Source organism: Micromonospora sp. NPDC050187 (assembly GCF_044459745.1).
In the GTDB taxonomy this organism is placed as follows: Bacteria; Actinomycetota; Actinomycetes; order Mycobacteriales; family Micromonosporaceae; genus Micromonospora.
Genome location: NZ_JBITJH010000002.1, coordinates 506,190 through 529,691, shown reverse-complemented (window position 1 = coordinate 529,691; position 23,502 = coordinate 506,190). Strand labels below are relative to the sequence as shown.

Below are 23,502 nucleotides of genomic sequence, written 5' to 3'. Positions count from 1 at the left end.
GGTCATCCCCGAACCCCGGCGTTCCGGTCGCCGTCCCGCCCCGGGTCACGCAGCCCGGGGCGGAACGGCGACCGGCTCAGTCGCCGTCCTCCAGGTCGCCCTCGACCTCCAGGTACGCCTGACGCAGCGCGTCCATCAGCTCCGGATCGGGCTTGGCCCACAGTCCCCGGTCGGCGGCCTCGGTGAGCCGCTCCACGATGCCGCGCAGCGCCCACGGGTTCGACCGGCGCAGGAAGCGCTGGTTCTCCTCGTCCAGCACGTAGCTCTGGGCGAGCTGCTCGTACATCCAGTCGGTGACCACCCCGGCGGTCGCGTCGTAGCCGAAGAGGTAGTCGACGGTCGCGGCCATCTCGAACGCGCCCTTGTAGCCGTGCCGGCGCATCGCGGCCATCCAGCGGGGGTTGACCACCCGGGCCCGGAAGACCCGCGCGGTCTCCTCGGTCAGCGAGCGGGTGCGTACCGCGTCCGGCGTGGTGCTGTCGCCGATGTACGCCCGGGGCGCCTGCCCGGTCAGCGCCCGCACCGTGGCGATCATGCCGCCGTGGTACTGGAAGTAGTCGTCGGAGTCGGCGATGTCGTGCTCGCGGGTGTCGGTGTTCTTCGCCGCCACCGCGATCCGCCGGTACGCCGACTCCATGTCCTGCCGGGCCGGGCGACCCTCCAGGCCACGACCGTAGGCGAAGCCGCCCCAGACGGTGTACACCTCGGCCAGGTCGGCGTCGTCCCGCCAGTTCCCACTGTCGATCAGCGGCAGCAGGCCCGCCCCGTACGCGCCCGGCTGGGAGCCGAAGATGCGGGTGGTGGCCCGCCGCTCGTCGCCGTGCTCACCGAGGTCGGCGCGGGCGTGCGCGGCGAGGTAGTTCTCCTCGTCCGGCTCGTCGAGCGCTGCCACGGCCCGGATCGCGTCGTCGAGCAGGAGCACCACGTGCGGGAAGGCGTCCCGGAAGAACCCGCTGATCCGCACCGTCACGTCGATGCGCGGCCGGCCCAGGTCGGCGAGGGGGACGACCTCGAAGCCGGTGACCCGCCGGGACATCTCGTCCCAGGTCGGCTGCACGCCGATCAGGGCCAGCACCTCGGCGATGTCGTCGCCGGCGGTGCGCATCGCCGAGGTGCCCCAGACCGACAGCCCCACCGACCGGGGCCACTCGCCGGTGTCCCGGCGGTACCGCTCGGCCAGCGAGGTGGCCATCGCCTGCCCGGTCTCCCAGGCCAGCCGGCTCGGGATCGCCTTCGGGTCGACGGTGTAGAAGTTCCGGCCGGTCGGCAGCACGTTGACCAGGCCACGCAGCGGGGAGCCGCTCGGCCCGGCCGGGACGTACCCGCCGTCGAGGGCGTGCAGCACCGCCTCCACCTCGCCGGTGGTGCCCGCCAGGCGGGGCGCGACCTCGGTCGCGGCGAAGGTCAGCACCGTCCGGACGGCGTCGGCCTGCGGTGCGTCGTCGCCGAGCACCTCGGCGCAGACCCCGGCCACGGCCTCCGGGGCCCAGCCGTGCCGCTCCATCCCCTCGGCCAGCCGCCGGGCGACCCCCTCGACCCGGTCCACCTCGGCGGTCTGCTCCGCCGCCGCCTCGTCCAGGCCGAGCGCGGTGCGCAGGCCGGGCACCGCGCCGACCTGCCCGCCGAAGATCTGCCGGGCGCGCAGGATCGCCAGGATCAGGTTGACCCGCGCCTCACCGGTCGGCGCCTGCCCGAGCACGTGCAGGCCGTCGCGGATCTGCGCGTCCTTGATCTCGCAGAGCCAGCCGTCGACGTGCAGCAGGAACTCGTCGAACTCGGCGTCGTGCGGGCGCTGGTCCAGACCGAGGTCGTGGTCGAGGCGGGCGGCCTGGATGAGCGTCCAGATCTGCTGGCGGATCGCCGGCAGCTTCGCCGGGTCCATGGTGGAGATGTTGGCGTACTCGTCGAGCAGTTGCTCCAGGCGGGCGATGTCGCCGTAGCTCTCCGCGCGTGCCATCGGCGGGACCAGGTGGTCGACGATGGTGGCGTGCGCGCGGCGCTTGGCCTGCGCGCCCTCACCCGGGTCGTTGACCAGGAACGGGTAGATCAGCGGCAGCTCGCCGAGGACCGCGTCCGGACCGCAGGAGGCGGACAGGCCGATGTTCTTGCCGGGCAGCCACTCCAGCGAGCCGTGCTTGCCCAGGTGCACCACGGCGTGCGCGCCGAACTCCTCGTCCAGCCAGCGGTAGGCGGCCAGGTAGTGGTGCGTCGGCGGGAGGTCCGGGTCGTGGTAGATGGCCACCGGGTTCTCCCCGAACCCGCGCGGCGGCTGGATCATCAGCAGCACGTTTCCGGCGCGCAGACCGGCTAGCACGATGTCCCCGTCGGGGTTGGCCGACCGGTCGACGAACAGCTCACCCGGGGCCGCACCCCAGTGTTCGGTCATCGCCTCCCGCAGGTCCTCCGGCAGCGCGTCGAACCAGCGGCGGTAGGTGGCCGCCGGCACCCGCACCGGGTTGCCGGCGAGCTTCTCCTCGGTGAGCCACTCCGGGTCCTGCCCACCGGCGGCGATCAGGGCGTGGATGAAACGGTCGCCGTCGGCGTCGTCGCCGTCCCCACCGGGCACCAGACCGGGCAGCGCGTCCGGGCCGTCGACCGGGCCGACGTCGTACCCGCGGTCCCGCAGCTCCCGCAGCAGGCGGACCGCGCTGGCCGGGGTGTCCAGACCGACCGCGTTGCCGACCCGCGCGTGCTTGGTCGGGTACGCCGAGAGCACCACCGCGATGCGCCGCTGCGCCGGCGGGACGTGCCGCAGCCGGGCGTGCCGCACGGCGATGCCGGCCACCCGCCGGGCCCGCTCCGGATCGGCCACGTAGTGCGGCAGTCCGTCGGCGTCGGTCTCCTTGAACGAGAACGGCACGGTGATCAGCCGACCGTCGAACTCCGGCACCGCGACCTGGGTGGCGGCGTCCAGCGGGCTCAACCCGTCGTCGCTCTCCGACCAGGTGCGGCGGTCACTGGTCAGCGCCAGCGCCTGGAGGATCGGCACGTCCAGCGCGGCCAGCGCGCCCACGTCCCAGGCGTCGTCGTCACCGCCGGCGGACACCTCCGCCGGTCGGGTGCCGCCGGCCGCGAGCACGGTGACCAGCAGCGCGTCCGCCCGGCCGAGGGTGCTCAGCAGCTCGGCGTCGGCGGTACGCAGGCTCGCGCAGTACACCGGCAGCGGCACCCCACCGGCGTCCTCGATCGCCGCGCAGAGCCCCTCGACGAAGGCGGTGTTGCCGCTGAGCTGGTGCGCCCGGTAGTAGAGGACCGCCACGGTCGGCCCGTCGACCGGCCGGCCCGCCCGCTCCAGCAGACCCCAGGTGGGCTGCTCGGCCGGCGGCGCGAAGCCCTGCCCGGTCAGCAGCACCGTGTCGCTGAGGAAGGCGTGCAGCTCGCGGAGATTGTCCGGTCCGCCCTGGGCGAGGTAGGCGTGCGCCTCGGTGGCGATGCCCCGGGGCACGGTGGAGCGTGCCATCAGGTCCGCGTCGGGCAGCGCCTCGCCGCCGAGCGCCACCACCGGGACGTCCCCGGCGAGCAGGGTGTCCAGGCCCTGCTGCCACATCCGGTAACCGCCGAGGATCCGGACGACCACCAGGTCGACGCCGTCGAGCAGAGCGGTCAGCTCGGCCGGGTCGTCACCGAGCCGGGCCGGGTTGGCCAGGCGGTAGTCCACCGCGCTGGCCCGCGCGCTCAGCAGATCGGTGTCCGAGGTGGACAAGAGCAGGATCGAGACGTCGCGCCCAGACATGGCTGACTCCTCCCCGGGTCCGCGCCCGTGGTCGTCGGTCGCGGCCAGTCGAAGTGTCTGGCTCCCGGGCACGACTGGCGCCGACCCGGTGACAGTGGCGGGACCGCCCCGGACTCGCACCGGGTTCCTCCGCGCCGACCGCGTGATGCTGATCTCGGCGCGGATCCGCGCCGAGAGTCACGACTCTACGATGACGAGGTGCCCGATGTCTCCTCCCCGTCCCGTCGTCCCGCCGACGACCGGTGCCCGGGAGCGCTCCGCGCCCACCAGGCCGCTGACGGGGCACTGGTCCGTATCCGGATTCCGGGCGGCCGGATCGCCCCCGCCCAGCTGCGGTGTCTGGCCACGTCGGCACGCCGTGACGGCGACGGCACGCTGGAGCTCACCTCCCGGGGCAACGTGCAGGTGCGCGGCATCACCGACCCGGGCGGCGTCGACCGGATCGCCACCGCGCTGGCCGGGGTGGGCCTGCTGCCCAGCGCCACCCACGAGCGGGTCCGCAACATCGTCGCCTCACCGCTGAGCGGCCTGGACGCCGCCGGCCGGGCTGACGTACGCCCGCTGGTGGGCGCGGTGGACGCCGCGCTCTGCGCCGCCGGAGACCTCGCCGGACTCAGCGGCCGGTTCCTGGTCGCCCTCGACGACGGCCGGGGCGACGTCACCGGTCTGGGCGCGGACCTCTGCTGGACGGCTGGCACCGGCGCCCTGCTGCTCAGCGGCGCCGACGTCGGCCTGCGGGTCACCACCGAGGTGCCCGCCGCGCTGGTCACCGCCGCCCAGGTCTTCCTGCGGCTCTGCGCCGGGCGCACCGGACTGTGGCGGGTCGCCGACCTGCCGGCCGCGTCGGCCGCGATCACCGCCGCGCTGGGCGGCCCGCAGGCCACACCGGTGGAGCCACCCCGCAGCGCACCGCCCCCGGTCGGCGTCCACCCCGACGGCTTCACCGTCGTCGCGGCCCCGCTCGGCCGGCTCACCGCCGACCAGGCCGACACGCTCGCCACCGTCGCCACCGACGACTCCGCGCTGGTGGTCACCCCGTGGCGCACCGTGGTCGTCGGGTCCGCCGAGCCCACGGCGGTGTCCACGCTGGCCGCCGCCGGACTGGTCGTCGACCCGGCCTCACCGTGGGTCGGGGTGACCTCCTGCACCGGCCGGCCGGGCTGCGAGAAGTCCCTGGCCGACGTCCGGACCGACGCCACCGCCGCTCTCGCCGCCGCCGGTCCCCGTTCCCCGGGGGCGTTGCCGCTGCACTGGGCCGGCTGTGACCGGTGCTGCGGACGGCCGGCTGGCCCGGCGGCTCTGGCGGTGGCCACCGGCTCGGGATACCGTGTCGCGGGCCCGGCGGGGGAACACCACGGGCCGATCGGCGTCCGACTGGCACAGGCACGGGGAGCACAGTGAGCTACGACTACGTCCGCGAGGGCGCCGAGATCTACCGGCGCTCCTTCGCCACCATCCGGGCCGAGGCCGACCTGTCCCGGCTGCCCGGTGACGTCGCCCAGGTCGTCGTCCGGATGATCCACGCATGCGGTATGGTCGACCTCGTTGACGACGTGGAGGCCCACCCGGACGTGGTCTCCGCCGGCCGGGCCGCCCTCGCGGCCGGCGCGCCGATCCTCTGCGACGCGGCCATGGTCGCCGCCGGGATCACCCGGGCCCGGCTGCCCGTCGACAACGACGTGGTCTGCACCCTGCGTGACCCGGCGGTGCCGGACCTGGCCCGACGCCTCGACACCACCCGCAGCGCCGCCGCCATGGAGCTGTGGCGGGACCGGCTCGACGGCGCGGTCGTCGCCATCGGCAACGCCCCGACCGCGCTGTTCCGGCTGCTGGAGATGATCGACGAGGGCGCGCCCCGGCCCGCCGCGATCGTCGGGGTGCCGGTCGGCTTTATCGGCGCGGTCGAGTCCAAACAGGCCCTCGCGGCACACCCGGCGGGGATCCCGTACCTGGTCGTGCACGGTCGCAGGGGCGGCAGCGCGGTCACCGCCGCGGCTGTCAACGGCATCGCCAACGAGGTGGAGTGAACGTGTCCGCAACCGGCAAGCTCTACGGCGTCGGCGTCGGCCCCGGCGATCCCGAACTACTGACCGTCAAGGCGGCCCGGCTGATCGCCGAGGCCGACGTGGTCGCCTACTACTCGGCCCGGCACGGCCGCAGCATCGCCCGCTCGATCGCCGAGGGCCTGCTGCGTGAGCACCACGTGGAGGAACCGCTGGTCTACCCGGTGACCACCGAGGACACCGACGACCCGGGCGGCTACGAGGGCGTCATCCGGCAGTTCTACGACGACAGCGCCGAACGGCTCGCCGTCCACCTCGCCGCCGGGCGCACCGTCGTGGTCCTCTGCGCCGGTGACCCGATGTTCTACGGCTCCTACATGTACCTGCACGAGCGCCTCGCCCACCGGTTCCCGGCCGAGGTGGTGCCGGGCGTGACCTCGGTCAGCGCCGCGTCGGCCGTCCTCGGCCGGCCCCTGGTGGAACGGGACGAGGTGCTGACCATCCTGCCTGGCACCCTGCCCGCCGAGGAGCTGTCGCGCCGCCTGGCCGACACCGACGCCGCCGCCGTGCTCAAGCTCGGCCGCACCTTCGACAACGTCCGTGCCGCCCTCGACGACGCCGGCCGCCTGCCGGAGACCTGGTACGTCGAGCGGGCCACCTCGTCGCGGAGCCGGCACGCCCCGCTGGCGGACGTCCCCGCCGACGAGGTGCCGTACTTCTCGCTGGCGATGCTGCCCAGTCCCACCAGCGCGGCGGCCCGCGACGACCTGCCCGCCCCGTCCCCGGCCACCGCCCGGGGCGAGGTCACCGTGATCGGTCTTGGCCCGGCCGGACCCCGCTGGCTCACCCCGGAGGTGGCCCGGGCGCTGCGCGAGGCCGAACACCTCGTCGGCTACGGCCCGTACGTCGACCGGGTGCCGGTCCGCCCCGGACAGCAGCGGCACACCTCCGGCAACCAGGTGGAGACCGAACGGGCCGCCCACGCCCTCGAACTGGCGCTCGACGGAGCCCGGGTGGTGGTCGTCTCCTCCGGCGACCCGGGCGTGTTCGCGATGGCCAGTGCCGTCTACGAGGTGGCCACCGGTCAGCCCCGGTTCGCCGGGGTGCCGGTGCGGGTCCTGCCCGGACTCACCGCCGCCCAGGCCGCCGCGAGCCGGATCGGCGCGCCGCTCGGGCACGACTTCGCGGTGATGTCGCTCTCCGACCGGCTGAAGCCGTGGCCGGTCATCGAGTCCCGCCTCGCCGCCGCCTCGGCGGCGGACCTGGTGCTCGCCCTCTACAACCCGGCCTCGGCCAGCCGCCGCTGGCAGGTGGGTGCAGCCAAGGACGTCCTGCTGCGCCACCGCGACCCGAAGACCCCGGTGGTCGTCGCGCGGGACGTGGGCCGTCCGGGCGAGGCGATCACCGTGGTGTCACTGGGCGACCTCGACCCGGACACGGTCGACATGAAGTGCCTGCTGATCATCGGCTCGTCCACCACCCAGGTCAGCACCCGGGGCGACGACTCGGTGGTGGTCTGGACGCCCCGCACCTACCCGGCCTGAGGCGACGACCCGGCCCGGGTGGACGCGCCTCGGCGACCACGACCACTCGGGCCGCGCCGCGTGCGGGCCGCAGCCGGCCCCCGGCCCCGGCCGCGCTGGGAAGGTCCATCCGGCCCGGAGACAGGCCTGTCGTGCTTCGCTACCAGCGGTGTCGGGCTCCGATGACGCGTGCCGGGACACCGCGTCGCCCGGATACGGGTTGCCTGCTCGCCGCGTCTGCGGAACCCTCTCCGCATGGTCGATACCCGTGTGCTCGGCGTGGGCGATTGGCGGCTGTGGCGGGAGCTACGGCTCGCTGCGCTGGCGGAGGCCGGGTACGCCTTCGGCGCTCGACTGGCGGACTGGCAGGGCGACGGCGACCGTGCGGAACGCTGGCGCGGGCGACTGGCCATTCCCGGCTCGTACAACGTCGTGGCCGTGCTCGACGGGCGACCCGCCGGGATGGCCAGCGGGGTGCCGACCGGCCACGACGGGATCGTCGAGCTGATTTCGATGTACGTGGCACCTGCGGGACGTGGCCGAGGTGTGGGCGACCACCTCGTGCGGACGGTCGAGCAGTGGGCCCGGCTGGTGGGCGCGCGGACGCTGCGGCTGGCCGTGGTAGAGGGCAACGAGCACGCCTGGGCCCTCTACCAGCGGCACGGCTTCCGTGACACGGGTGATCTCGGTGACCTCATGCCCGACGGTGTGCGCCGCGAGCACGTCATGACCAAGAGCCTCGTGGGTTAGCGGTGGGCCACCGGTCGAGGGACTCCGACCGGAGGTCACACGGTCGGTAACCAGCGAACCGCTGTCGGGTCAGACGAGCCGGAGGATCTCTACGAGTTGGGAGAAGGTCGGGGCGACGGCCCGCCAGGAGCATTGCTTCGGGTCGGTCCAGAAGTCGCTGACGACGACCCGGGGGTCGGCGGGGTCGATGTTGGTGAGAAAGTCCAGCGGAGACTCGAACCAGGGCATGAGATCACGTAGAACGTCGTCACCGGGGTGCCGCCAGCGGCCAACGTGGAGCAGTTCGGTCAGCAAGGCGGGCAGCAGCAGGCCATTGACGTGCAGGGCTTTCTTCACGCGTCGGATCCCGTTTCCTCGGCGTCGCGCCGGCGGACGCACCGGTGACCGCATCCGAGCGACCAGCAGTACGGGACCCGTGCGGGTGCGGCCGGATCGCCTGGTGTGGCAGCTGCCACCGGGGCGCGTGGCGCCACTCGTCCCGGCGCACGCGGAACTCCGCCTTGGCCTGGTCCATGGCGTCCTCCAGCGAGTCGTGGAGAGTGTCGGTCATCTCCTCGGCGGTGGCATCGCAGGAGAAGAGGCACACCCGTGGCTCGTCGCCGGCGTACTGCACCAGGCGCAGCGACACCGGCGGAGGGACCTCGAGGTGACAGCGCCTGGGATCCGCCGTGCCCGGCATGCCGTGTTTGCCAACCGTGGCCGGGAACAACCGGCCGCTGTACCAGGTGGCGCGGTGACCGACGAGTATGTCGTAGCCGTCGGCCCGGATCCACTCGGCGGGGCAGTCCCCGATCACCCCGCCGGGAGGTGCCGGTCCAGCCAGCGCACCGCGTCGTCGACGGTGGTCACCGTCGCGGGCGGAGTGGCCGGCGCCGGCCGGTCGATCATCAGCACCGGCAGGTCGAGCCGGCGGGCGGCGGTCAGCTTCGCCTCGGTGAGCGCGCCGCCGCTGTCCTTGGTGACCACCACGTCGATGCGGTGCTCGCGGATCAGCGCGATCTCCCCGTCGACGGTGTAGGGGCCACGGCTGCGCAGCAGCCGCACGTGCGCCGGCACCGGATCGTCCGGGGCGTCCACCACCCGGGCGAGGAACCACAGGTCGGTCAGGGGCGAGAACGCGGCCAGGCTCTGCCGGCCGGTGGTCAACAGCACCCGCCGCCCCAGCGCCGGCAGCGCGGCCACCGCGCCGGCCAGGTCGGGCACCCGGTGCCAGCGGTCGCCCGGCTGTGCCGTCCAGCCCGGACGCTCCAGCCGCAGGTGTGGCACGCCCGCCGTGGCGGCGGCCTCGATGCCGGAGACCCGCATCCGCGCCGCGTACGGGTGCGTGGCGTCGACCACCGCGTCGATCCGGTGCGCGGTCAGCCAGTCGGCCAGGCCGGCCGCGCCGCCGAACCCGCCGATGCGTACCTCGCCGACCGGCAGCCGGGGATCGGCCACCCGCCCGGCCAGCGAGGAGACGACCGCGACGTCCGGCCGGGTGGTGGCCGTCGCCGCCAGGGCGCGGGCCTCGGCCGTCCCGCCGAGGATGAGCAGCCGCCACCTCGGCCCGGAGGCCGTTGGTCCGGGATCGTGGTCGAGGGTCATGCGGTCCCTTCCTCGGTGGTCGCCAGCAGGGCCGCCAGTTCGGCGGCGGAACGGGGACGGGCCCCGGACAGGTGGGGCAACCGGTCGATCAGCCGGTGCACCAGGGGAGCCCAGGCGGGCGTCAGCCGCGCCGCCGCGAGCAGTTCCGGGTCGGCCAGCGCCTCGGTGGTGGGCACCCGGCGCACCCCGCCGCCGGCCACGACCACCACCTCGTCCGCCCACCGGAACGCCAGGTCGACGTCGTGGGTGGAGACCAGGATGGTGGTCCCGGCGGCGTGCAGGTCGTCGAGGGTACGCAGCAGCGCCTCCACGCCCGCCGGGTCGAGTCCGGCGGTCGGCTCGTCGAGGATCAGCAGCTCCGGACGCAAGGCCACCGCCCCGGCGATGGCGACCCGTTTGCGCTGGCCGTACGAGAGCAGGTGGGTGGGGCGGTCCGCCAGCGTGGTGATCTGCAACGCGGCCAGCGCCTCGTCGCAGCGCTGCCGCACCTGCTCGGGACGGAGTCCGAGGTTCACCGGTCCGAACGAGACGTCCTGGCGGACGCTGGCGGAGAACAGCTGGTCGTCGGGATCCTGGAGCACCAGCTGCACCCGCTGCCGCAGCTCCAGCAGGCCCGACCGGGTTCGCCGCACCGGTGTCCCGGCCACCTCGATCCGCCCGGCGTCCGGGGCGAGCGCGCCGACCGCCAGCCGGAACAGGGTGGTCTTCCCGCCGCCGTTGGGCCCCACCACGGCCAGCCGCTGACCGGGCAGGACGGTCAGGTCGACCCCGGTGAGCACGGGCTGGCGGGGCTGGTAGGCGAAGTCCACCCCGGACATCCGCAGCAGCGGACCGGTCACCGCCACGGTTCACCGGTGACGACGGTCAGCGCCACGATCGACGCCAGCAGCGCGACGGACGCGACCACGAAGGCCGGGGAGAGCCGCCGGGGCTCCACCTGCACCGCCAGTGAACCGGTGTAGCCCCGCATCGCCAGTCCCTCCTCAAGCCGGCGGGCCCGGGTGAAGGCCCGGACGAAGATCGCCCCCGCCTGCCCGGCCAGCGACCGGTGCGCCGTGCGCCAGGTCCGGTAGCCCAACCGCGCCGCCTGCGCCTCCCGTACCGCGCGCACGCTGTCGACCAGCAGGAACAGCATCCGGTACGTCAGCGCGGCGACCTCGGTCACCGCCGCCGGCACCCCGAGCCGGACCAGCCTCGGCAGGACGTCGGACAGGGGAGTGGTGGCGCTGAACAGCAGCAGGCACAGCAGGGCCGCCGCCGCCCGGCCGGTCGTCGTGGCCGCCACCCCGACGCCGGCCGGGTCCCAGCCCAGCCGGGTCGGGGAGTGCACGGAGACGAGCAGCGGCAGCGCGGAGGTGGCGATGAACAGTGCCGGCACCCGGGCCGCCCGCAGCAGCACCGGCACGGGGACCCGGGCCGGACCGACCAGCAGCAGCGCGGCGGCGGTGCCCGCCAACGCGGCCCCCGGCCACGTGGGCAGGGCCACCGCGCACACCAGCAGGCCCAGCGCCAGCAGTGCCTTCTCGCCCGGGTGCCGTAGCCGCCAGGGACCGGTGTGCGCGGCGACGTCGAGGGCGAACACTAGCCGGCGGAGGCGTCGGCGTCGCGCAGCCGCTGTCGGGTGCGGGCGACCCCGAAGTAGTAGCCGAGGAAGCCGGCGCCCACCGCCGCCTGGAGGGCGAACAGGCCCGACTCGATCTCACCCGAGGGCGGCTCGTAGATGGAGGAGAACCACGGCTCGTAGTCCGGGTGGTCGGCGACGATCGTCTCCTCGGCCTGGGCGTCCGCCCCGGCGAACGGCTCCTCCGCCGAACCGCCGAGCCCGAGCACCAGCGGGGCCACCGCCAGCGCGACCACCGCCAGCAGCAGGAGCAGGTTGACCCGTCCGAAGCGCTTCACGCCGACACCTCCTGGGGCTTGCGCAGCACGCCGAGGCGCCGCAGTTCGTCGCCGCTGACCCGGGTGAGCAGCCGCACCACCAGCACCGACAGCAGGCCCTCGCTGATCGCCAGGGGGATCTGGGTGACGGCGAAGATGCTGCCGAACTTCGCCACCGCGCCGAGGAAGCCGGACGCCGGGTCGGGGAACGCGAGGGCGAGCTGCACGCTGGTGACGCAGTAGGTCGCCAGGCCGCCCAACGCGGCGGCCAGGAACACCGCCACGTCCAGACTGCCGCCGAGGCGGCGGGCCAGCAGGTAGACGCCGTAGGCCACCCAGGGGCCGACGATCGCCATCGAGAAGATGTTGGCGCCCAGCGTGCTCAGCCCGCCGTGGGCCAGCAGGACCGCCTGGAACAGCAGCACGATGCCGCCGAGGACGCTCATCACCGGCGGTCGGAACAGCACCGCGCCGAGGCCGGTGCCGGTGGGGTGGGAACAGGACCCGGTCACCGACGGGATCTTCAGGGCCGAGAGCGCGAAGGTGAAGGCGCCCGCCGCTCCCAGCAACAACTTCGACTCAGGGTCCTCGCGGACCTGCCGGACCAAAGCCCGGCTGCCGTGGACGACGAAGGGTGCGGACACCGCGAACCATGCGGCTGCCTGCACCGGGGGTAGGTACCCCTCGGCGATGTGCACAGAAGACCTTCCTCTCCAGCACCTCGTGGACGAGATCACACCGTCAAGGCCGGTCTCCTGGCTCCCGGATCGATGCTTCCTCCGGCCTTCCCAGGCCGTCGGCCTAGTGGCGCAAGTCGGAGGTCACTCCCCGGTCACAGTGGCGAGGGCCGCGCCGGTCTTCCACCGGCTTCCCGAGCACCTTGACGGCGAGAGGCTATCGACCGGCGACCGGCGGGGCAAGAGTGGTGATCCATCCCCGGCGGACAGCCGGCGGTCGCCGGCGTCGCCGCTCGCCGTCGGTGGTGTCCGAGGAGCAGGTCAGCTGAGGGTCGACGGTGTGACGACCACTCCTTGGGCTGCTGTTGCCAATCGTTGGCAACTACGCCAGGATTGCCCCGCGGCGTGCATGCGACCGCCACGTCGTCGACCAGGAAAGAGGAGCCCCTTGCGGTCTGCGCGGATGGTGGCGCTGTTCGCCGCCGGTCTTCTCGCCCTCTCCGCCTGCTCGTCCCCGACGGACACCGCCACCGGCGACGGCGGTGCCCCGCTCGTGGTGGCGACGGCGGGCGAGCCGGACACGCTCAACCCGGTGCTGAACTACGGCGTCGACGGCGGCTCGCTGATCTTCGACGGCCTGGTCGCCCGCGACGAGCGCAACCAGCTCGTGCCGGCCCTGGCCCGCGAGCTGCCGACCGTGTCGGCCGACGGGCGGACCGTCACGGCGAAGCTGCGCGACGGGGTGGTCTTCCACGACGGCACCCCGCTGACCGCACAGGACGTGGTCTTCACCTACCAGGCGGTGCTGGACCCGAAGGTCGACTCGACGCTCCGCTCCGACCTGGACATGCTCGCCTCCGTCGCCGCACCCGACCCGTCGACCGTGGTCTTCACCCTCGAGTACGCTTACGCGCCGTTCCTCCAGCGCCTCGCGCTGGGCATCGTGCCGGCGAAGGCCCTCGCCGGGCAGGACGTCAACAAGGCCGCCTTCAACCGCAAGCCGGTGGGCACCGGCCCGTACCGGGTGACCTCCTGGACCCCGGGCGACCGGCTGGTGCTCGCCGCCAACGAGCGGTACTGGGGCGGCAAGCCGGCGAACTCCGGCGTGGTGGTGGCGTTCGTCCCCGACGACAACGTCCGCGCCCAGCGGATGCGGGCCGGCGAGTTCGACGCCGCCGAGCTGGCTCCGAAGCTCGCCTCCGGGTTCGAGGGGCGGTCCGGCTACCGGGTGCAGCGGGTCCCCACCGCCGACTACCGGGGCGTGATGCTGCCCATGGGCGGGCCGGTCACCGGGGATCCGGCCGTGCGGAAGGCGTTGAACGCGGCGGTGGACCGTTCGGCGATGGTGGCCGGTGTGCTCGGCGGGGCGGGGGAGCCGGCGTTCGGGCCGATTCCGCCGACGTCGGAGTTCGCCGATCCGTCCATCGCCGGCAAGCCGTCCGCCGACCCCGCCGCCGCCACCGCGGCGCTGGACGCGGCCGGCTGGAAGCCGGGGCCGGACGGCGTCCGGGTCAGGGACGGCCGCCCGGCCGCGTTCTCCCTCATGTATCCGGCGACCGACAGCCTGCGTAAGGAACTCGCCCTCGCGGTCACCGCGGACGCGCGGAAGGTCGGTATCAAGATCACCCCCGAGGGGCTGACCTGGGACGCGATCACTCCCCGGATGAAGAGCGACGCCCTGGTCATGGGCTTCGGCACGCCGTACGACCCGGACTTCGTCTCCTTCAAGCTGTTCACGTCGACCTTCGCCGGCCAGGGCTTCTTCAACCCCGGCTCCTACCGTTCGGCCCTGGTCGACCAGGCCCTGCGGGACGCCCGGGCCAACGCCGACCCGGCCGCCCGCAAGGCCGCGTACGCCACCTTCCAGAAGCAGCTCGCCACCGACCTGCCCTGGGTGTTCCTGACCTACCTCCAGCACACCTACGTGGTCTCCGACGCCGTCGAGGGCGTCGCCCCCCGGGTCGAGCCGCACGAGCACGACGTGGCGAACAGCCTCTGGTGGAACATCCACACCTGGACGAAGACATCGTGATCCCGCCCGCTCCGGTGCCGGCTCCCACTGGTCGGCGTACCCGCCGGCTGGCCGGGGCCGGCGCGGTCGTCCGCCGCCGGCTGCTGGTCGCCGTGCCGATCCTCGCGGCCACCAGCGTCGGCATGTTCGCCCTCGGCGCGGCCTCACCGATCGACCCCGCCCAGCAGTACGCCGGGGCCGCCGCGTTCACCACCAGCGAGGAGAACCTCGCCCAGATCCGGGCCAACTGGGGCGTCGACGACCCGCTGCCGGTGCAGTACGCCCGCTGGGTGGGCAACCTGCTCCAGGGCGACCTCGGCTGGTCGACCAGCCGGCACGAGCCGGTCGCCTCGGTGCTCGCGGCCCGCGCCGGATGGACCCTGCTGCTGGTCGGCCTCGCCCTCGCCCTGGTCCTCGTGGCGAGCCTGCTGCTGGGCACCCTCGCCGCCTACCGGCGTGGCGGATGGTTCGACCGTGCCCTGCGCGCCACCGCCTTCGCCGTGCAGTCGATGCCGGTGTTCTGGATCGGGCTGGCCGCGATCGCCGTGTTCGCGCTCGCCCTCGGCTGGCTGCCCGCCGGTGGCCTCACCGACATCGCCGCCACCGGCACCGACCCCGCCGACGTGGCCCACCACCTGGTTCTGCCGGTGACGGTGCTGGCCCTGTCGCAGGCCCCGTGGTTCGTGCTGTTCATCCGGGACGCGGTCGCCGAGAGCCTCCGCGACGACCACGTGCTGGCCGCCAAGGCGCGGGGACTGCCCGGCCGGACGGTGCTCTTCGGCCACGCGCTGCGCACCGCGCTGCTGCCGTTCCTCACCCTGGTCGGCACCCACCTGCCGGAGATCGTCGGCGGGGCCGTCCTGGTGGAGACGGTGTTCTCCCTGCCCGGCCTGGGCGCGGTCACCGTGCAGGGCGCCCTGGGCAGCGACTTCCCCCTGCTGGCCGCGATCACCCTGACCACCACCGTCGTGGTGCTGACCGCGAACCTGGCCACCGACCTCGCCTACGCCGCCGCCGACCCCCGGGTACGCCTCGATGACTGACCTCGCCACGCGGATCCGCGCCGTCCGTGTCCGGCGACCGGGCCGCACCGGACGCGGCGCGCTCGTCGCCGCCGCCATCCTGACCGTCGCGGTCGTCGCCTGCCTGCTCGCCCCCGTCCTCTGGCCGCTCGACGAGAGCGCGGTGGACCTGTCCCGCACCCGGCTCGCCCCCTCGCCCGCCCACCCGGCCGGCACCGACGACCTGGGCCGGGACGTGCTCCACCGCAGTCTCTACGGCCTGCGCGTCTCGCTGCTCGTCGGCGCGGTCGCCGCGCTGGTCGCCGCCGTCATCGGCGGTCTCGTCGGCGCGGTCGCCGGCAGCCTCGGCGGCTGGGTCGACCGGGTGCTGATGCGGACCGTCGACACCATCGCCGCGCTGCCGCACCTGCTGCTGGGCATCTTCATCGTGGCGATGCTGCGTCCCAGCCTCGGCGCGGTGATCCTCTCCATCGGGCTGACGCACTGGCTCTCAACCGCCCGCATCGTCCGCTCCGAACTGCTCAGCCTGCGGAACCGGCCGTTCGTCGACGCCGCCGTCGCCGGCGGGGCCAGCCGCACCCGGGTGCTCACCCGGCACCTGCTCCCGCACGTGCTGCCCCGTCTGGCGTTGGCGACCACGCTGATGGTGCCGCACGCCGTCTGGCACGAGACCGCCCTGTCCTTCCTCGGGCTCGGCCTGCCGCCGCACCTGGCCTCCCTCGGCAACATGATCAACGACGGGCAGCGGTCCCTGCTCACCGGCGCCTGGTGGGCCAGTCTCGTCCCCGGGCTGCTCCTGGTCGTCGTCACCCTGGCCCTGGCCAGCCTCACCGGCCGCTGGCGGGACCGCCTCGACCCCCGGGTACGAGCGGAGCTCAGTCTGTGACCGCCACCCGCGACACCGCGGCTCCCGACCTCCCCACCCGCGACACCGCCGCTCCCGACCTCCCCACCCGCGACACCGCCGCCTCCGCCGGCCGGCGCGCCGACGGTGCCGCCCTGCTGGAGGTCGACGGGCTGACCGTCCGCTTCCGGCTCCACGACGCCGTGGTGCACGCCGTCACCGACCTGCGCCTGACCGTCCACCCGGGCGAACTGCTCGCCGTGGTGGGGGAGTCCGGGTGCGGCAAGTCCGTGCTCGCCCACGCCCTGCTGGGCCTGCTGCCGGGCAACGCGACGGTCACCGGGCGGGCCCTGCTGCGTCCGTCCGGCGGAGAGCCGGTCGACCTGGTCGGCTGCGCCGAGCGCCGCCTCGCCCGGACCGTGCGCGGCCGGATCGTCGGTCTCGTGCCGCAGAGCCCCGCCACCGCGCTCACCCCGGTCCGCACCGGGCGGCACCTGCTGGAGGAGACCCTGCGCGCCCACGGCCACACCCGGCGCGACGCGCCGGCCGCCGCCGACCGGGTCGCCGCCGACGTCGGCCTGCTCCCCGACGACCTCGACCGCTACCCGCACGAGCTCTCCGGCGGCATGGCGCAACGCCTGGCCACCGCACTCGCGCTCGCCCCCGACCCGCCGCTGCTGCTGGCCGACGAACCCACCACCGGCCTCGACCGCCCCCTGGTCGACCACACCCTCGACCTGCTGCGCCGCCGCTGTGACACCGGCGCGGCGGTGCTGCTCATCACCCACGACCTCGCCGCGGCCCGCCGGGTCGCCGACACCGTGGCGGTCATGTACGCCAGCCGCATCGTCGAGCACCGGCCCACCGAGGCGCTCTTCGCCGCCCCTGCCCACCCCTACACCGCCGGTCTCCTCGACGCCCTGCCCGACCGCGCGTTCCGCCCCGTGCCGGGCCACCCGCCGATGCTCACCGACCTTCCCCCCGGCTGCGCGTTCGCGCCGCGCTGCGGCCGGGCCACCGACACCTGCGCCACCCCACCCGCCGTCGGCGCGGTGCCCGGCTCCGGTCGGGTCGCCTGCCACCACCCGCTGCCCGCCGGAGCCACCGCATGACCCCCACCGGGCTCGCCGCCCACCAGGTCACCGTCTCCTACGGCCGCCAGCGCGTCCTCGACCGGGTCGATCTGCACGTCGCCCCGGGGGAGACGGTCGGCCTGCGCGGGCCCTCCGGCAGCGGCAAGTCCACCCTCGCCCGGATCCTCGCCCTGCTGCACGCCCCCGACGCCGGGCACGTGACCCTCGACGGGCACGTGATCGTCGGGGCCCGCCACCGGTTGCCCGCCGCCGTGCGTACCCGGGTGGCGGTCCTCTTCCAGAGCCCCCGCGCCGCGACGGACCCCCGGCTGAGTCTCACCGACATCATCGCCGAGCCGCTGCGCGCCACCGGCACCCCGCCCGAGCGGGCCCGGGCCCGGGCGGTCGAACTGGCCGACCTGGTCGGGCTCACGCCGGACCTGCTCACCCGCCGCCCGCACGCGGTCAGCGACGGGCAGCTGCAACGCGCCTGCCTCGCCCGTGCCCTGGTGCACCAGCCGGCCTACCTGCTCTGCGACGAGGCCACCGCCATGCTCGACGCCTCCACCCAGGCCCACCTCGCCGCCGTCATCACCGACCACCAGCGGCAGCACGGCACCGGCGTCCTGGTCATCACCCACGACCCGGCCCTGATGGCCCGCTGGGCCACCCGCGTGGTCGACCTGCCGGTCTCCGACGGCGTCTCTCCGACGACCGGCCCAGCGCGCTGACCAGGTAGGGGCCACCGGCTAAAGTGGATCTGATCCCGAGGTGCCGCTGACCACCGTCGAGGCCTGGTCGCGTCGCCGGGGCTGCGGTCGGGGAAGGACGGTGATGGCGATCCTTCGGGCCCTGGCGATGCTCGACGTCGCAGCGGCCCTGCTGGCCCTGATGATGTGGGTGGCGGAACTGGGCGGCTGGCTGGTCCAGCTGCCGTCGCTGCGTCGGCTGGAACGCCACTGGCACGCCATCCCGCAGGAGCGGTGGATCACCTTGGCGGCGATTCCCCTGGTCACCGTGTTCGGCGGGATCCTGCTCTCGTACGGGGTCAACCTGCTCAGCGACGCCGACGGCGGACGGGACCTGCCCGGGGCGTTCGCGGTGCTCCTCGGGTTCGGCCTCACCGCCTGGTACTACGCCCGCCAGGCGGCCGGCGCCTTCCGACGTCCCACCCCGAAGGCCCGCAACCGGGCGCTGGTCGCCGACGCCGCCGCGGCGCTCGCCCGCCGCCCGCCGCCGGACCTGCGCTCGCGCGAAGCGCTGCGCCTCGCCCTGCGGCGGGTCAACCGGCTCGGTGAGCGCCTCGCCGTCGCCGATGACGGCGGCTGGCGCGACGCGTGCCGGCGCGAACGCCGGTGGCTGGTCGTCCTGGTCGCCGTGGTGGTTGGGGCCCCGGTCCTCACGCTGGTCCTGTTCGCCTGGCGTCTGGTGGGCGGCTCCCCGACCAGGGGGCTGCCCGGGGTCGTCGCCATGCTGACCGGGATCGCCGTGGCCGGGCTGCTCGCGATGGGCAGCCGTCGCTACCGCATCCGACGGGAACGGCGTCTGTTCGGCCGGGAGCTGCAGCAGGGGAGCGCCGACCTGCTGGGCCGCATGTTCGACCCGACCAGGGGTGAGCGGGTGCCGGCATCCGTGCTCGCCGAGGTGGCGGTCACGCTGCGCCGGGAGTACGGATCCCCGGCCGGTGCCGGCCACCGGCCGGATCCCGCTGACGGACCGTGACCGGACGCGGCGGCATCGCGGGTCAGTCCCGCAGCGCAGGGTCCGTCGCCGCCCGCGCCAGGTCGGCGAAGGCCGGTGTGGCAGGCACCCCGTGTGCGGCAGCCAGGGCGTCGGCCCGGCGGGACCGGACGCCCCTGAGGACCGTCTCCGGACCGGCCGCGAGCATGGGCGCGTGCATCCGGGCCGTCCACGTCCCGACGCCGCCGAGCCCGACCCGCACCGGCGTCACCGGTGGCTCCCCGGGGCAGCAGCCCCGTCGAGCTGACGGTTGACGGCGTCCGGGGCGTACACGCTGTCGATCACCATGGCGTGCGCGCCGACGATGCCGGCCCGCTCGCCGAGCCGGCTGGTGGTCACCGTGAGGTGCTGCGTGGCCCGGGGCAGGGCCCGCTGGTAGAGCAGCTCGCGCACGCCGGTGACGAAGTGCGTCTCGGCGAGGTCCCCGGCGATCACCAGCACCCCCGGGTTCAGCAGACACACCACGGTTGCCAGGACCTCGCCCACCCGCTGGCCGGCCGTGCGGGCCAGCCGCCGGGCGTCGGGGTCACCGGCGGTGACCCGGGCGAGGAACTCCCGGCTGGACGCGGTGGGCGTGCCCGCCGCGCTCAGCTGCTGAGCCAGCGCGCCGCCGCTGGCGACGGCGGCGAGGCAGCCGTACGAGCCGCACATGCACCGGAACGTGTCGTACCCGTGCAGCCGGATGTGGCCGAGGTCGCCCACCCCGCCGTCGATGCCCCGGTAGACCGTGCCGTCGACCACGACCCCGGCGCCGATTCCGGTCGCCACCTTGACCAGCACCACCGCCGGGCAGTCCGGGTGGACCGCCGCCTGCTCGCCGAGCGCCATCAGGTTGGCGTCGTTGTCCACCAGGACCGGCACCGGGTAGCGGCGACGCTGGTGCTCGACGATCGGGTAGTCGTCCCAGCCGGGCATGATCGGCGGCTGGCGTACCCGGCCGGTCGCGAAGTCCACCGGCCCGGGTACGCCGATGCCGATGCCGCGCACCTCGTCGGCGCGGCGTCCGGCGATGGTCAGCAGCTTCTCGTGCCGGTCGCCGATCCAGTCCAGGACGGCCTCCGGCCCGTCGGCGATGCGCGGGTTGGCCCGCTCCTCGGCCAGTGGCCGCCCGGCGAGGTCGAGCACGGCGAGGTGGGCGTAGGTGGCCCCGAGGTCGGCGACCAGGACCACGCCGTGCTGGTCGTTGAACTCCAGCCGGATCGACGGCCGGCCGCCGCTGGACTCGTTGACCCCGGTCTCGCGCAGGTACCCGCCGTGGATGAGCCGGTCGAGCCGCTGGCCCACCGTCGACCGGGAGAGGCCGGTCACCCGTTGCAGTTCACCCCGGGTGTGCGCCTGCCCGGACCGGACCAGGGCGAGCAGGTCGCCGGCGGACGTGCCTGGCATCTCCGACCGCGCCTCCTAACCCTTGTCCGCGCCGCTGGTGAGCCCCTCGGTGAGCATCCGCTCGGCCGCGAAGAACAGTGCCACGATCGGCAGGGTCAGGACCACGGACCCGGCCATCAGGACGGTCTTGGACACCTCGATGCCGCCGGAGAGCTGGGCGAGACCCAGCGAGACCGTCCAGCTCTCCCGCTTCTCGGCGAGGAAGAGCAGGGCGAAGAGGAACTCGTTCCAGGCGATCATGAAAATGTACAGGGCGTTGGCCATGATGGCCGGGGCGGCCAGCGGCAGTACCACCCTTCGGATGGTCTGGAAGCGGCTCGCGCCGTCCATCGCGGCGGCCTCCTCCAGACTGTCCGGGATCGTGCTGAAGTAGCTGCGCAGCATGTAGATCGAGACGGGGATCGTCTGCGCGATGTACACCAGCACCAGCCCGCCGAGCGAGCCGCGCAGCCCGAGCCGGGTGAAGAGCACGAAGAGCGGGATGGCCAGCAGGATGCTGGGGAAGAGGTACACCGACAGGAAGAGCGCGCTGACCTGCCGTCGGCCGAAGAAACGCAGCCGGCTCACCGCGTACGAGCCGGGGATGGCCACCAGCAGGGTCACCGCGACGGTCGCCAGGGAGACCAGCGCGGAGTTGCCGAGCAGGGCGAGGAAGCCCTGCCCGCCGTCGGCGACCGACCGCAGCACGGCGCGGTAGGTGTCGACGGTCAGTTCCTGCCCCGACACCCACAGCCTGCCGGGGTCGAGGATGACCCGGTCGATCGGGCGCAGGGAGAGCAGCACCATGTAGTAGAAGGGGAAGACGGTCACCAGCACCAGGCCGACGATGACCACCCGGCGCAGGATGCCGAAGATCCGGGTCTCCAGGGCGTCGCGGTTCACCGTTCCCCCTCCTCGATGCGCGGCGCGAAGAACTTCAGGTACACCGCGAGCAGCACGACCAGGACGGCCGCGATGACCAGGGCCTGGGCCGCCGCGGCGCCGATGTCGAAGCGGGCGGTCAGGAACTCGTAGACCCGCACGCTGACCACGTCGGTGCCGGCCCCGCCCCCGGTGAGCAGGTAGACGTCGTCGAACTTGGTGAACGTCATGATGAAGCGCAGCACGCAGAGCAGCGCGATGACCGGGCCGAGTTGCGGCAGCAGCACGTACCGGAAACGCTGGCTGGGCGTCGCGCCGTCGATCCGCGCCGCCTCCTCCAGCTCGGGCGGCACCGCCTGCAACCGGGCGAGCAGGAAGAGGAAGGCGAACGGGAAGTAGCGCCAGCCCTCGAACACGATCACGGTCAGCAGCGCGGTCGGGACGGGCACGCCGAACAGTTCCGACTCCCGCTGGCTGAGGAAGGCCACCGGCTGGTCCCAGCCGAGGAAACGGGTGCCCCACTCGTTGACGATGCCGAACTGCGGGCTGAGCATGACCTCCCAGACGAAGGTCACCGCGACGACCGGCGCGACGTAGGGCAGCAGCATCGCGGCCCGGGCCACCGTGCGGCCCCGTGACGGCCGGCGCAGGGCGAGCGCCGCCACCAGCCCCAGCAGGATGGAGAGGCCGGTCGCGCCGACGGTGAACGTCAGCGTGGTGCCCAGCGACCGCCAGAATCCCGGCGACTCCAGCACCGTGGCGAAGTTGCGCAGACTGTATTCGCCGAAGAGGCCCGCCCGCCGGATGTTGATCAGGCGGATCTCCTGGAACGCCAGCATGACGGTCCAGAGGATGGGCACCACCACGACGACCAGGACCACGACCAGGGTGGGCGTCAGGAACGCCAGGCCGGTCCGGTTCTCCCGCTGCTTCAGGGTCGGACCGGGCCGGCGACGCCGCTCGCGCGGCGTCGCCGGCCCGGCGGACTTGAGGGTCGTCATCGTCTACTTCAGCGACGTCTTGATCGACTCCACCGCGTCGGCCGCCTGCTTGCAGGCCCCGGCGGCGTCGACCTGGCCGGTGGCGAGGGCGTTGATCGCCTTCGGTACGGGCAGCTCGCCGAGGGTCGCGCCGACCAGCTTGCCCTGCCCCTGGGTGATGCCCCACCGGCGGATGGTGTCCGGGCTGGTCCGCAGCGCCTCCATGACCTCGGCCGGGTAGATCTCGCCGAGCGGCTTCTTGGTGTCCACCCCGGCGGTGAGGCCGTTCCACGCCTCGGTGAACTTCTGCGGGCTCTCCTTCGTCCCGGTACGGGCCGGCATCTTGCCCTCCGGCGCGACGCCCAGCCAGTCGGCGTAGCCCTCGTCCATCATGAACTTGACGAAGTCCCTCGCGGACCCCTGCGCACCGTCCATGATCGACCAGGAGGTGATCTCGCCGAAGCCGGCCGGCTCGGTGCCGCTGGGTCCCCTGACCGCGGTGACGAATCCGCTGTTCCTGGCGAGGAAGGCCGGATCCGCCTGGCACTGCGGGCAGTTGGGCTTGGCGTCGTTGCGCAGGCCGGCCATCTCGTCGAGGATGAACGACGACCAGACGACCATCGCCGCCTTGCCGGCGAAGTACGTGGCCCGGGTGGAGTCGACGTCCTGCGCCCCCTGCACGGAGTACTTCCGGGCCAGGTCGCCGTAGAGGCCGAACGTCTCGGTGCAGGGCTTCGAGTCCAGCGTCACCGCGCCCTTGTCGTCCACCAGCTCGCAGCCGTTGCCGAGCCCGAGGAACTCCACCGACTGGGCGGTGAAGGCGTCGTTGGCGACGGTGGCCAGGGTGATGCCGGCCGTCCCGCCCGTGTGGAGCCGCTGCGCGGCGCGGGCGATGGCGTCGTACGAGTCCGGTGCCGGCAGGCCGGCGGCGGCGAAGAGGTCCTTGCGATAGACCAGCAGTTGCGCCCAGGCGTCCGACGGGACGGCGAGCTGCCTGCCGTCGTCGCGGGTCAGCTCGAGGGCCCGGCCGGAGAAGGTGTCCGCCCCGAGGTCCTTGACCACGCTCTCGGCGGCGGCGGTGTCCAGGATCTCGTTCGCCGACAGCTGCCACACCGCGGACAGCGGCAGCGCGCCGACCACGTCGGGCAGGTCGCCCGCGGCGGCGGCGGAGGTGATCAGCTGGGTGAACTGGTTCTCGTCCGTCGCCACGATCTTGACCTTGACGCCGCTCGTGGCGGTGAACCGGTCGGCGACGGCCTGCGCGGCCTGGACCCGGTCGGTCTGGTTCTCCAGGCTCCACACGGTCAGCGTGCCGTCGTCGGCCGGGTCCTCCGAGCCGCAGGCGGCCAGCGAGAACGTGCCGACCACGACCGTCGCCAGCAGGGCGCTGGCGACGGCGGAACGCCGTACGGGTGGTGGGGTTCTTCTTCGCATCGA

At 74.0% G+C, this 23,502-nt stretch carries 22 protein-coding genes and 2 riboswitches; of the genes, 10 read left to right on the top strand and 12 right to left on the bottom strand.

Features of this window, described 5'->3' with window-relative positions:
* Positions 1–76: 76 nt before the first annotated feature.
* On the bottom strand, positions 77–3,733 hold the full coding sequence (gene cobN / locus ACIBJE_RS05495; protein ID WP_396743258.1) for a cobaltochelatase subunit CobN: 3,657 nt from the start codon (positions 3,731–3,733) through the stop codon (positions 77–79).
* A 52-nt stretch (positions 3,734–3,785) separates the two neighbouring features.
* A riboswitch (cobalamin riboswitch) is annotated at positions 3,786–3,862 on the bottom strand.
* Positions 3,863–3,931: 69 nt separating this feature from the next.
* On the opposite strand from cobN, the gene ACIBJE_RS05490 reads away from it, so the two are divergent.
* The 4 genes from ACIBJE_RS05490 to ACIBJE_RS05475 all read left to right on the top strand — a co-directional run bounded on the left by ACIBJE_RS05490 (position 3,932) and on the right by ACIBJE_RS05475 (position 8,009).
* Positions 3,932–5,134 carry a precorrin-3B synthase gene (locus ACIBJE_RS05490; RefSeq protein WP_396743255.1) on the top strand — a complete coding sequence of 401 codons (1,203 nt, stop codon included), beginning with the start codon at positions 3,932–3,934 and terminating at the stop codon, positions 5,132–5,134.
* Positions 5,131–5,760 carry a precorrin-8X methylmutase gene (locus ACIBJE_RS05485; protein WP_396743252.1) on the top strand — a complete coding sequence of 210 codons (630 nt, stop codon included), beginning with the start codon at positions 5,131–5,133 and terminating at the stop codon, positions 5,758–5,760. Before ACIBJE_RS05490 ends, ACIBJE_RS05485 begins: the two co-directional genes overlap by 4 nt.
* Entirely contained in the window at positions 5,757–7,280 is a 1,524-nt protein-coding gene (locus tag ACIBJE_RS05480; protein WP_396743249.1) for a precorrin-2 C(20)-methyltransferase, read from the top strand. Before ACIBJE_RS05485 ends, ACIBJE_RS05480 begins: the two co-directional genes overlap by 4 nt.
* A 234-nt stretch (positions 7,281–7,514) precedes the next feature.
* Positions 7,515–8,009 (top strand): GNAT family N-acetyltransferase, encoded by a 495-nt coding sequence (locus tag ACIBJE_RS05475; protein WP_396743246.1) that lies wholly within the window; start codon positions 7,515–7,517, stop codon positions 8,007–8,009.
* Between the two features lie 69 nt (positions 8,010–8,078).
* Here ACIBJE_RS05475 and ACIBJE_RS05470 read toward each other — a convergent pair whose 3' ends face one another.
* The 6 genes from ACIBJE_RS05470 to ACIBJE_RS05445 form a co-directional block, all read right to left on the bottom strand.
* Positions 8,079–8,345 (bottom strand): hypothetical protein, encoded by a 267-nt coding sequence (locus tag ACIBJE_RS05470; RefSeq protein ID WP_396743243.1) that lies wholly within the window; start codon positions 8,343–8,345, stop codon positions 8,079–8,081.
* Positions 8,346–8,801: 456 nt separating this feature from the next.
* Complete coding sequence (locus tag ACIBJE_RS05465) at positions 8,802–9,593, bottom strand: cobalt-precorrin-6A reductase (RefSeq protein WP_396743240.1); 792 nt, start codon at positions 9,591–9,593, stop codon at positions 8,802–8,804.
* Positions 9,590–10,411 carry an energy-coupling factor ABC transporter ATP-binding protein gene (locus tag ACIBJE_RS05460; protein ID WP_396743509.1) on the bottom strand — a complete coding sequence of 274 codons (822 nt, stop codon included), beginning with the start codon at positions 10,409–10,411 and terminating at the stop codon, positions 9,590–9,592. Before ACIBJE_RS05460 ends, ACIBJE_RS05465 begins: the two co-directional genes overlap by 4 nt.
* Before the next feature lie 17 nt (positions 10,412–10,428).
* Entirely contained in the window at positions 10,429–11,175 is a 747-nt protein-coding gene (cbiQ, locus tag ACIBJE_RS05455) for a cobalt ECF transporter T component CbiQ (protein ID WP_396743237.1), read from the bottom strand.
* Positions 11,175–11,492, bottom strand: coding sequence for an energy-coupling factor ABC transporter substrate-binding protein (locus ACIBJE_RS05450; protein WP_396743234.1), 318 nt, complete (start codon positions 11,490–11,492; stop codon positions 11,175–11,177). Before ACIBJE_RS05450 ends, cbiQ begins: the two co-directional genes overlap by 1 nt.
* On the bottom strand, positions 11,489–12,169 hold the full coding sequence (locus tag ACIBJE_RS05445) for an energy-coupling factor ABC transporter permease (RefSeq protein WP_396743231.1): 681 nt from the start codon (positions 12,167–12,169) through the stop codon (positions 11,489–11,491). The genes ACIBJE_RS05450 and ACIBJE_RS05445 overlap by 4 nt, the downstream gene beginning before the upstream one ends.
* A gap of 29 nt (positions 12,170–12,198) precedes the next feature.
* Positions 12,199–12,369, bottom strand: a riboswitch (cobalamin riboswitch).
* Positions 12,370–12,596: 227 nt separating this feature from the next.
* Between ACIBJE_RS05445 and ACIBJE_RS05440 the strand changes: the two genes are divergently transcribed.
* The 6 genes from ACIBJE_RS05440 to ACIBJE_RS05415 all read left to right on the top strand — a co-directional run bounded on the left by ACIBJE_RS05440 (position 12,597) and on the right by ACIBJE_RS05415 (position 18,820).
* On the top strand, positions 12,597–14,180 hold the full coding sequence (locus ACIBJE_RS05440) for an ABC transporter substrate-binding protein (RefSeq protein ID WP_396743228.1): 1,584 nt from the start codon (positions 12,597–12,599) through the stop codon (positions 14,178–14,180).
* On the top strand, positions 14,147–15,202 hold the full coding sequence (locus ACIBJE_RS05435; protein ID WP_396743225.1) for an ABC transporter permease: 1,056 nt from the start codon (positions 14,147–14,149) through the stop codon (positions 15,200–15,202). Before ACIBJE_RS05440 ends, ACIBJE_RS05435 begins: the two co-directional genes overlap by 34 nt.
* Positions 15,195–16,067, top strand: a complete 873-nt coding sequence (locus tag ACIBJE_RS05430) for an ABC transporter permease (protein WP_396743222.1) — start codon at positions 15,195–15,197, stop codon at positions 16,065–16,067. Before ACIBJE_RS05435 ends, ACIBJE_RS05430 begins: the two co-directional genes overlap by 8 nt.
* Complete coding sequence (locus ACIBJE_RS05425) at positions 16,064–17,137, top strand: ABC transporter ATP-binding protein (RefSeq protein ID WP_396743219.1); 1,074 nt, start codon at positions 16,064–16,066, stop codon at positions 17,135–17,137. Before ACIBJE_RS05430 ends, ACIBJE_RS05425 begins: the two co-directional genes overlap by 4 nt.
* The gene (locus ACIBJE_RS05420; RefSeq protein WP_396743216.1) at positions 17,134–17,829 is read left to right on the top strand and encodes an ABC transporter ATP-binding protein; all 696 of its coding nucleotides are present in this window, start codon (positions 17,134–17,136) and stop codon (positions 17,827–17,829) included. The genes ACIBJE_RS05425 and ACIBJE_RS05420 overlap by 4 nt, the downstream gene beginning before the upstream one ends.
* Before the next feature lie 103 nt (positions 17,830–17,932).
* A complete protein-coding gene (locus ACIBJE_RS05415; protein WP_396743213.1) occupies positions 17,933–18,820 on the top strand; it encodes a hypothetical protein in 888 nt (295 codons plus the stop codon).
* 22 nt (positions 18,821–18,842) lie between these two features.
* Here the strand turns inward: ACIBJE_RS05415 and ACIBJE_RS05410 are convergent, their stop codons facing one another.
* The 5 genes from ACIBJE_RS05410 to ACIBJE_RS05390 are packed head-to-tail and all read right to left on the bottom strand — an operon-like array spanning position 18,843 to position 23,499.
* Positions 18,843–19,049 (bottom strand): hypothetical protein, encoded by a 207-nt coding sequence (locus ACIBJE_RS05410; RefSeq protein WP_396743210.1) that lies wholly within the window; start codon positions 19,047–19,049, stop codon positions 18,843–18,845.
* Complete coding sequence (locus ACIBJE_RS05405) at positions 19,046–20,224, bottom strand: ROK family protein (protein ID WP_396743207.1); 1,179 nt, start codon at positions 20,222–20,224, stop codon at positions 19,046–19,048. Before ACIBJE_RS05405 ends, ACIBJE_RS05410 begins: the two co-directional genes overlap by 4 nt.
* A 15-nt stretch (positions 20,225–20,239) precedes the next feature.
* Positions 20,240–21,106: a carbohydrate ABC transporter permease gene (locus tag ACIBJE_RS05400; protein WP_396743204.1), complete on the bottom strand. Its 867-nt coding sequence runs from the start codon at positions 21,104–21,106 to the stop codon at positions 20,240–20,242.
* Positions 21,103–22,086, bottom strand: a complete 984-nt coding sequence (locus ACIBJE_RS05395) for a carbohydrate ABC transporter permease (protein WP_396743200.1) — start codon at positions 22,084–22,086, stop codon at positions 21,103–21,105. Before ACIBJE_RS05395 ends, ACIBJE_RS05400 begins: the two co-directional genes overlap by 4 nt.
* Positions 22,087–22,089: 3 nt before the next feature.
* The gene (locus ACIBJE_RS05390; RefSeq protein ID WP_396743197.1) at positions 22,090–23,499 is read right to left on the bottom strand and encodes an ABC transporter substrate-binding protein; all 1,410 of its coding nucleotides are present in this window, start codon (positions 23,497–23,499) and stop codon (positions 22,090–22,092) included.
* Positions 23,500–23,502: the final 3 nt, after the last annotated feature.

Excerpts from the sequence above, each read along its gene's own strand:
- ACIBJE_RS05460 (WP_396743509.1), bottom strand. The coding sequence starts at position 10,411 with ATGTCCGGGGTGGACTTCGCCTACCAGCCCCGCCAGCCCGTGCTCACC.
- ACIBJE_RS05430 (WP_396743222.1), top strand. The coding sequence starts at position 15,195 with ATGACTGACCTCGCCACGCGGATCCGCGCCGTCCGTGTCCGGCGACCG.
- ACIBJE_RS05475 (WP_396743246.1), top strand. The coding sequence starts at position 7,515 with ATGGTCGATACCCGTGTGCTCGGCGTGGGCGATTGGCGGCTGTGGCGG.
- ACIBJE_RS05390 (WP_396743197.1), bottom strand. The coding sequence starts at position 23,499 with ATGCGAAGAAGAACCCCACCACCCGTACGGCGTTCCGCCGTCGCCAGC.
- ACIBJE_RS05420 (WP_396743216.1), top strand. The coding sequence starts at position 17,134 with ATGACCCCCACCGGGCTCGCCGCCCACCAGGTCACCGTCTCCTACGGC.
- cobN (WP_396743258.1), bottom strand. The coding sequence starts at position 3,733 with ATGTCTGGGCGCGACGTCTCGATCCTGCTCTTGTCCACCTCGGACACC.
- ACIBJE_RS05405 (WP_396743207.1), bottom strand. The coding sequence starts at position 20,224 with ATGCCAGGCACGTCCGCCGGCGACCTGCTCGCCCTGGTCCGGTCCGGG.
- ACIBJE_RS05465 (WP_396743240.1), bottom strand. The coding sequence starts at position 9,593 with ATGACCCTCGACCACGATCCCGGACCAACGGCCTCCGGGCCGAGGTGG.
- ACIBJE_RS05415 (WP_396743213.1), top strand. The coding sequence starts at position 17,933 with ATGGCGATCCTTCGGGCCCTGGCGATGCTCGACGTCGCAGCGGCCCTG.
- ACIBJE_RS05395 (WP_396743200.1), bottom strand. The coding sequence starts at position 22,086 with ATGACGACCCTCAAGTCCGCCGGGCCGGCGACGCCGCGCGAGCGGCGT.